We start from the raw sequence: 6,948 nt of genomic DNA, 5'->3' as shown, positions 1-6,948 counted from the left end.
GTGGCGATGGCCGCCCTCGCCGGCGCGACCGTCTCGGACATGCAGTACGTGCAGTTTCACCCGACCGCGTACGACCCCCGGACTGACCCACGGGCCGACGACGACGCGCGACCGTTCCTCGTCAGCGAAGCCGTTCGCGGCGAGGGCGCGGTCCTGCGCGACGCCGACGGCCGCCGCTTCATGCCTGACGTGCACGAAGACGCCGAACTCGCCCCCCGAGACGTGGTCGCCCGCGCCGTCTCCCGCGCCCGCGACCGGACCGGCCGCGTCGTCCTCGACGTGTCCGACCTCGACTTCCGCGGGGAGTTCCCCGACCTCGCGGCGCTCTGTGACGACCGCGGCGTCGACCTCGACGCCGGCATCCCCGTCGCGCCGAGCGAGCACTTCCTCTGCGGCGGCGTCGCCGTCGACGACCGCGGCAGGACCTCGCTGTCCCGCCTGTTCGCCGCCGGCGAGTGCGCCCGCACCGGCGTCCACGGCGCGAACCGGCTCGCCTCGACCAGCCTGCTCGAAGGGCTCGTCTGGGGCGTCCGCGCCGGCGAGACCGCGGCCGAGCGGGGCCGCGGCGAGGGCGAGACCGTCGAGTACGCGCCGCCGCGCGACTCCGACCCGGCGCTCCCCGACGCCTTCGCAGAGACGAAGTTCGACCGCCTCGGGCGGACGATGGACGAGTTCGTCGGCATCGAACGCACCCCCGACGGCCTCGAAACCGCGCGGGCGCGGCTCCGCCGCCTGAAGGGCGAGGTCGACGCCTACGCCCGCACCCGCGTCTCGCGGTCCGTCTACGAACTCCGGAACGCCTGCGTCTCGTCGCTCCTCGTCGCCCGCGCGGCCGCCGACGCGCCGTCGGCCGGCTGTCACTCCCTCGTCGACCCGGACGGACGCGAGGGAGGCGAAGGAGGCGAGGAAAGCGACGACGCCGGACAGGGAGTGACCCCGAGTGCTGACGACTGAGACCGTCGAGCGCTGGCTGGCCGAGGACGTGGGCCACCGCGACGTGACGAACGACGTGCCCGGCGACACCACCGGGCGACTCGTTGCCAAGGAGCCGGCGGTCGCCGCAGGCCTCGACGCCGCCGTCGCCGTCTTCGACTACCTCGGCGTCGAGGCCGAGAACGCGGTCGACGTCGGCGACGCGGTCGAAGCGGGCGACGAAGTCCTCCGCGTCGAGGGCGACGCCCGGAACGTCCTCCGCGGCGAGCGCGTCGCCGCCAACGTCGTCGGCCACGCCTCCGGGGTCGCCACGACGACCCGCGAGGCCGTCGCCGCCGCCCGCGAGGTCTCCGACTCGGTTCGGGTCGCCGCGACTCGCAAGACCACGCCCGGCCTCCGCGGCGTCGAGAAGCGGGCCGTCGTCGCCGGCGGCGGCGACACCCACCGCCTCACGCTCTCGGGGATGGTGATGGTCAAGGACAACCACGTCGCCGAACTCGGTCTGGAGGAGGCGGTCCGCCGCTTCGCCGAGCGCAAGTCGTTCGCGACGAAGCTCGAAGTCGAAGTCGAGACGCCCGAGATGGGCGAGCGCGCCGCGGCCGCCGGGGCCGACATCGTCCTGTTCGACAACCTCGCGCCCGAGGCGGTCCGCGAGGGCGTCTCCCGACTCCCCGAGGGCGTCATCTCGGAGGCCAGCGGGGGTATCACCCCGGAGGCGCTCCCCGCCTACGCCGACACCGGCGTCGACGTGGTGTCGATGGGCTGGCTCACCCACAGCGCGCCGAGTTCGGACTTCTCCTTCCGGACCGGGTGAGCGGCGGGCGTTCTTTCCGACTCGGATGCCGTCGCAGGCGGTCGAATCCACACGTTCTTTGGCCCGTGTCGAGACGGTGGAACGATGACTTCGTGGCCCGCCGCCCGCCTGCGCTCCCCGGTCGCGAAGTACTACGCCTACAAGACGACCGAGTTCGTCTCCTTTACGACGGCCATCTGGATTCTGTTCGTCCGCTCGCGCGACCTCTCGTTCGCCGAGGTGGGCGCGCTCAACAGCGTCTGGTGGCTCGCGCTCGTCGCGGCCGAGATACCGACCGGCTACCTCGGCGACCGGCTGGGTCGCCGGAGCGCGATGGCCCTCGGGACGGCCGTCATCGCCGTCTCGACGGCGGCGATGGGCCTGTCGGAGACGTTTCTCCAACTCGCGGTCGTCTACGGGACGTGGGCCGTCGGCCAGACGTTCCGGTCCGGAAGCGACGACGCGTGGCTCTACGACCTCCTGGCCGAGACCGACGAGACCCACGAGTTCGCCGCCGTCCGCGGGCGCGCCACCGGCGTCGGCCTCGCAATCGGCGCGGTGACGACCCTCGCCGGGGGCCTCCTCGCCGACGCGACGAACTACGCGGTCCCCTTCTTCGCCACCGCCGCGGTGACGGCGCTGGGCGTCCCGATTCTCTTGTCGGTCCCCGAGACCGGAGCCAACGGCGGCGACTTCACGCCGCGGGCGGCGCTCCGGGTCATCCGCGAGAAGCTCTCGCGCCCGCCGCTCCGCGGCTTCGTCGCCTACTTCGCGCTCCTGTTCGGCGTCGCCAACATGGTGTACATCTTCGACCAGCCGATTCTCCGCGACGTGGCGCTCGACCTCGGCGTCCCCGCGTCGGCGACGAACACCGCCGTCAGCGCCGCCTACGCGCTGTTCTCGCTGGTCGCGGCCGCCGCGACGTTCCGCGCCGGCTGGGTCGAATCCCGCGTCGGCGTCCGCCGGTGGTTCCTCGCCTCGCCGCTCGTGCTCGCGGTCGCCTACGCGTCGGTCCCCCTTTTCGGGCCGCTGGCCTTTCCCGCGTTCGCGGTCGCCCGCGGCGTCACGAACGTCTCGTCCGTCCTCGGGAACCAGTACGTCAACGACCGGGTGGACTCGGTCGGGCGCGCGACCGTCCTCTCGGCCGCCGGGATGCTCTACTCGCTCGCGGTCGTCCCGTTCGAACTGGCCGGCGGGGCCGTCGCCGACGCCCTCTCGCCGGCCGGCGCGCTCGCGCTCTTCGGCGGGGTGCTCGTCGTCGGCGCGGGCCTCCTGTGGACGGTCGAGCGACCCGTGTGACGCAGTAGTATTACGGTCGCTCGCCGGCGATGGGAGGGCATGCGCGTACCGTCGCCCTCCAGGACAGCCCGCGCCGCCGCGAGCGGTCGCTCCGGCGCGGTCGAGTCCGCCGTCGTCGCCGCCCTCCTGCTCGGCGTCGCGCTCCTGCAGTTCGCCGTCCGCGAGTCGCTGGCGGGCGTCGCGCCCGACCTCCTCCGGTCGCGGGGGTTCGTCGTCGCCGGGGTCGTCACCGGCGGGACGCTCGTCTGCGCCCTCGCGCTCTACGCGGGCGCGTACGCGAGAGTCCGCGATATCGCACTCGGCGTCAGGCTCCCGGCGGTCGCCGACCGCGGAATCGGCGTCGTCGCCGTCGCCGCCGCGGCCCCGGCGCTTTTGGTGGCCGCGACCAAGGTCGTCGGCCTCCGCTCGGGCGTCACGTACGGGTCGCTGACGAAGACCGGCTACGGCGCGGACGCGACCCTCGCGGCCGTCGCGCCGGTCTCCGCGCTCGCCGCGCTCGTCGGCGTTCCCGTCCTCGTCGTCGTCTCGCAGGTGCTCGTCCAGCGGAGTTTCGCGCGCGCCCTCGACGGCCGGCGCGCGCTCGCGGTGACGACCGCGACCGCCTCGCTCGCGTTCCTGAGCGCGAACCGCGGAGTCGTGGTGTTCCCGGCGCTCGAACACCTCGTTCGCGCCGCGGTGTTCCTCGCGTGCCTCGGCGTCGCCTTCGCGGCGGCGACGCGAGCGACGACCGGGGGGCGACGGGCGCTCGGGTACGCGCCGCTCGCCGTCGTCTCGACGGTCGCCGTCGGCGAGGAACTCCTCGCGGTCGACTCGCTCGCCGGGGGCGTCTTCGTCCTCTCGCACGTCGCCGTCTTCGCGCTCGCGGCCGTCGCCTACGACCGAACCGTCTCGCTCGTCGTCCCGGCGCTCGCGTACCTCTCGCTGCTCGTGAGCGGCGACGCGGTGGTCTTCCTCTTCGAGGCCGGCCTCTGAGCCGGGTCCGGGGGCGACGCGGCGCGGGGCGAAGGGAAAACCCCTTACTTTCGGTCGTCGCACTCGCGGGCAATGGCCTTCTTCGACGACCTCCGCGACCGCATCGAGGCGACAGACAGCGTCGTCTCCGTCGGCCTCGACGCCGACATCGACCGCATCCCCGACCACCTGCTCGACGAGGACCTCCCGCGGTGGGCGTTCAACCGCCGCATCATCGACGCGACCCACGAGCACGCCGCGGCGTACAAGCCGAACGCGGCGTTCTACGAGGACGAAGACGGCTGGCGCTCCCTGCGCGAGACCATCGCCTACGCCCACGGCAAGGGTGTGCCGGTCCTCTTGGACGCTAAGCGCGCCGACATCGGCAACACGACCCGCAAGTACGCCGACCTGCTCGACGACGCCGACGCCATCACGGTCAACCCCTACATGGGCCGCGACTCCATCCAGCCGTTCCTCGCCCGCGAGGACAAGGGCGTGTTCGTCCTCTGCCGCACCTCGAACCCCGGCGGCTCGGACCTCCAGTCGCTCGAACTCGACTCGGGCGAACCCCTCTACGAGCGCGTCGCGGCGCTCTGCGACCTCTGGAACGAACACGGGAACGTCGGCCTCGTCGTCGGCGCGACCGGTCCCGAGGAACTGGAACACCTCCGCGAGCAGGTGCCCGACCTGCCGTTTCTCGTCCCCGGGGTGGGAGCGCAGGGCGGCGACGCCGAGGCCGCCGTCGAGTTCGGCCTCGCGGACGGCGTCGGCCTCGTGAACTCCTCGCGCGGTATCATCTTCGCCGGCGAGGACCGCGGCGAGGAGTTCGACAAGGCCGCCGGACAGGCCGCAAAGCGCCTCAAAAAGCGGCTGAATCAGTACCGCTGAGGCGACGCAGACAGTCGACTTTCCCGGCCGCTCCGTCCGGCGGTCGCGGCCCGGCGAGACGTTTACCACCGTGGGCCCCTAACTGCGCCCGTGGACCGAGACCGACTCGTCATGGGGCTCGCGGCGGTGTTCGCGGGCATCACCATGCTCCTCGTCGTGTTGGCGTTCGCCTACCGACAGCTCCTGTTGCTGTTCGTCGCCCTCCCCTTCGGCGCGACGACGTACTTCATGTACGCCCACGTCAGCGGACGCCTCGAAGAGCGGTTCCGCCGGACGCCCGCCCGCGCCGACGCCGGGCTCGGCCTCCGCGCGACCGCGGACTCGCTCGGCCTCGATTTCGTCTCGCTCGGGACACAGCCGGTCGCCGTCCTCGCGAACCCCGACCGGACCGAGAAACCCGGCGTCGACTCGTTCCGCGACGCGCTCGCAGCGAGCGACGATGTGTTTGACGCCCTCGCAGGGGTCGAGAGGAGCCAAACGTCGCGGTAACGCTTTAGAAAGCCGCCGCGACCGGTTCAGATATTCGCGTTCCGCTGAAGTATAAACTAAGTGGAACGTTTTTATCCACGTAGCGTGTATAACTGGTATATGAACCGCCCGCTGAAGGTCCTACACGTCGACGACGACCCCGAGATGCTCGCCCTCTCGGCCGCCGCGTTCCGCCAACTCGACGCCGTCTCCTTTCTCACCGCCGAGTCGGCGACCGAGGCGCTCGACGTCATCTCCGCCGAGTCGGTCGACTGCGTCGTGAGCGACTCGCTCGTCCTCCCAAACGGGGTACCGCTCGTCAAGGCCGTCCGACAGGAGCACGCGGACATCCCCATCCTCCTGTTCACGGCCAAAGAATGGCCCGAGGTCGCCGACATCGCCTCGACTGCCGGCGTCACCGAGTACGTCCAGAAAGCCGGTCCCGGCGACCTCGCGACGGTCCTCCAGCGGGTCCGGAGCCTCGTCGACGACGACAGCGTCGACTCCGCGCTCGCCGTCGGGGCCTCCGCGGTCACGCAGGCCCTCGAAGAACACGCCGACGCGACCGCCGAGGCGTCGTTCGGCGTCGACGACAACTGGGTGCTCGTCGGGCAGTGGCTCGGCGACGAGGAGCTCGGCATCGTCATCGTGGAGGCCGTCGAGTCCTACGGCGGACTCTCGGCCATCGAGACGCCGCTGTACGAGTACATCGACACCGACGCGCTCGAAGAACTCCTCCGGCCCGTCGTCGAGGACGAAGAGCGCCCCGGCATCGAGGTCCGGTTCCCGTACGAAGACGTTCAGGTCGCCGTGACGAGCACCGGCGACATCTTCGCTCGCCCGTCGACCGAGCGGACGCTGTCCTGAGCGTCGGTTCCGTTCTTCACTTTTCGCCCCGTCGCCGCCGGAGCGCCGTTGAGCGGAATCGCCCGACTCAGTCGGATCGGACGAGGTCGTCGAAGCTCTCGACGCGGTACTCCCCGAGCACGCAGCGCCCGCGGTGTTCCGGGCCGTGGCGTTCGACGTGGATGCCGTCCAAGCCGGCGTTCCACGCGGCCCCGATGTCGCTTTCGCCGTCGCCGGCGAGGACGCCCGCGGTGCCGCCGTCGGTCAGGAGGCGGTCGTCCAGCCCCAGTTCGCCGATAGCCTGCCGGACCGGCGCGGCGTCGGGTTTCCACCCCGTCTCCTCTGTACAGCAGACGACGGTATCGAACCAGTCGCGCACGTCGAGGCGGTCCAACACGGGGTCGGTCAGGAACTGCTGGCAGTGGGTGACGATGCCGACCGGGCGGCCGGCGGCGTGAATCTCTTGGATGAGGCGCTCGGCGTCGTCGTGGAGGTACGTCACTTCAGCGCGCTTTGCGGGGTCTTCCTCGCGGTGGAACGCGGGCCAGAACTCGGCGGGGTCGATGCCCCACTCGCGGAGCATCGGGTCGCGCGCGCCGCCGAGTCCGTGCCAGATGGTCTCGGCTTCGCGGTCCGTGAACTGACGGCCCAGTCGGTCGCCGACGCGGTCGAACACGTCGCGCGTGTACGACCACTCGGCGTCGACGAGGGTCCCATCGAGGTCGAACAGCCAGAAATCGTAGTCATCGGCGACCATTCGGACAACA

General features: G+C 71.6%; 7 protein-coding genes and 2 pseudogenes. 8 read left to right on the top strand and 1 reads right to left on the bottom strand.

From position 1 onward, the window contains the following. The 8 genes and pseudogenes from BN996_RS19125 to BN996_RS19095 form a co-directional block, all read left to right on the top strand. Positions 1-954, top strand: a 954-nt coding sequence (locus tag BN996_RS19125; protein ID WP_139043147.1) for an FAD-binding protein, incomplete at its 5' end; no start/stop codon positions are given. Further along, complete coding sequence (nadC, locus tag BN996_RS19120) at positions 941-1,747, top strand: carboxylating nicotinate-nucleotide diphosphorylase (protein ID WP_089781731.1); 807 nt, start codon at positions 941-943, stop codon at positions 1,745-1,747. The genes BN996_RS19125 and nadC, both read left to right, overlap by 14 nt. 84 nt (positions 1,748-1,831) lie before the next feature. Next, entirely contained in the window at positions 1,832-3,025 is a 1,194-nt protein-coding gene (locus BN996_RS19115) for an MFS transporter (RefSeq protein ID WP_089781730.1), read from the top strand. A gap of 39 nt (positions 3,026-3,064) precedes the next feature. After that, positions 3,065-3,997, top strand: coding sequence for a hypothetical protein (locus BN996_RS19110; protein ID WP_089781728.1), 933 nt, complete (start codon positions 3,065-3,067; stop codon positions 3,995-3,997). 72 nt (positions 3,998-4,069) lie between these two features. Then, positions 4,070-4,867, top strand: a complete 798-nt coding sequence (gene pyrF / locus BN996_RS19105) for an orotidine-5'-phosphate decarboxylase (RefSeq protein ID WP_089781726.1) — start codon at positions 4,070-4,072, stop codon at positions 4,865-4,867. A 90-nt stretch (positions 4,868-4,957) separates the two neighbouring features. Next, positions 4,958-5,170 (top strand): annotated as a pseudogene (locus tag BN996_RS20400) (J domain-containing protein); the annotation flags it as partial. After that, positions 5,150-5,356 (top strand): annotated as a pseudogene (locus BN996_RS20755) (molybdopterin biosynthesis protein); the annotation flags it as partial. The pseudogenes BN996_RS20400 and BN996_RS20755, both read left to right, overlap by 21 nt. Before the next feature lie 99 nt (positions 5,357-5,455). Further along, complete coding sequence (locus BN996_RS19095; protein ID WP_089781722.1) at positions 5,456-6,202, top strand: response regulator; 747 nt, start codon at positions 5,456-5,458, stop codon at positions 6,200-6,202. Positions 6,203-6,269: 67 nt separating this feature from the next. Here the strand turns inward: BN996_RS19095 and BN996_RS19090 are convergent, their stop codons facing one another. Next, positions 6,270-6,938, bottom strand: coding sequence for an HAD family hydrolase (locus BN996_RS19090; RefSeq protein WP_089781721.1), 669 nt, complete (start codon positions 6,936-6,938; stop codon positions 6,270-6,272). Positions 6,939-6,948 lie beyond the last annotated feature (10 nt).

It is taken from the genome of Haloferax massiliensis (assembly GCF_001368915.1).
Lineage (GTDB): Archaea > Halobacteriota > Halobacteria > Halobacteriales > Haloferacaceae > Haloferax > Haloferax massiliensis.
Note: the sequence above shows the minus strand (reverse complement) of the source record. Positions and strands in the feature narration are given on the sequence as shown.

Excerpts from the sequence above, each read along its gene's own strand:
- pyrF (WP_089781726.1), top strand. The coding sequence starts at position 4,070 with ATGGCCTTCTTCGACGACCTCCGCGACCGCATCGAGGCGACAGACAGC.
- BN996_RS19090 (WP_089781721.1), bottom strand. The coding sequence starts at position 6,938 with ATGGTCGCCGATGACTACGATTTCTGGCTGTTCGACCTCGATGGGACC.
- BN996_RS19095 (WP_089781722.1), top strand. The coding sequence starts at position 5,456 with ATGAACCGCCCGCTGAAGGTCCTACACGTCGACGACGACCCCGAGATG.
- BN996_RS19115 (WP_089781730.1), top strand. The coding sequence starts at position 1,832 with ATGACTTCGTGGCCCGCCGCCCGCCTGCGCTCCCCGGTCGCGAAGTAC.
- BN996_RS19110 (WP_089781728.1), top strand. The coding sequence starts at position 3,065 with ATGCGCGTACCGTCGCCCTCCAGGACAGCCCGCGCCGCCGCGAGCGGT.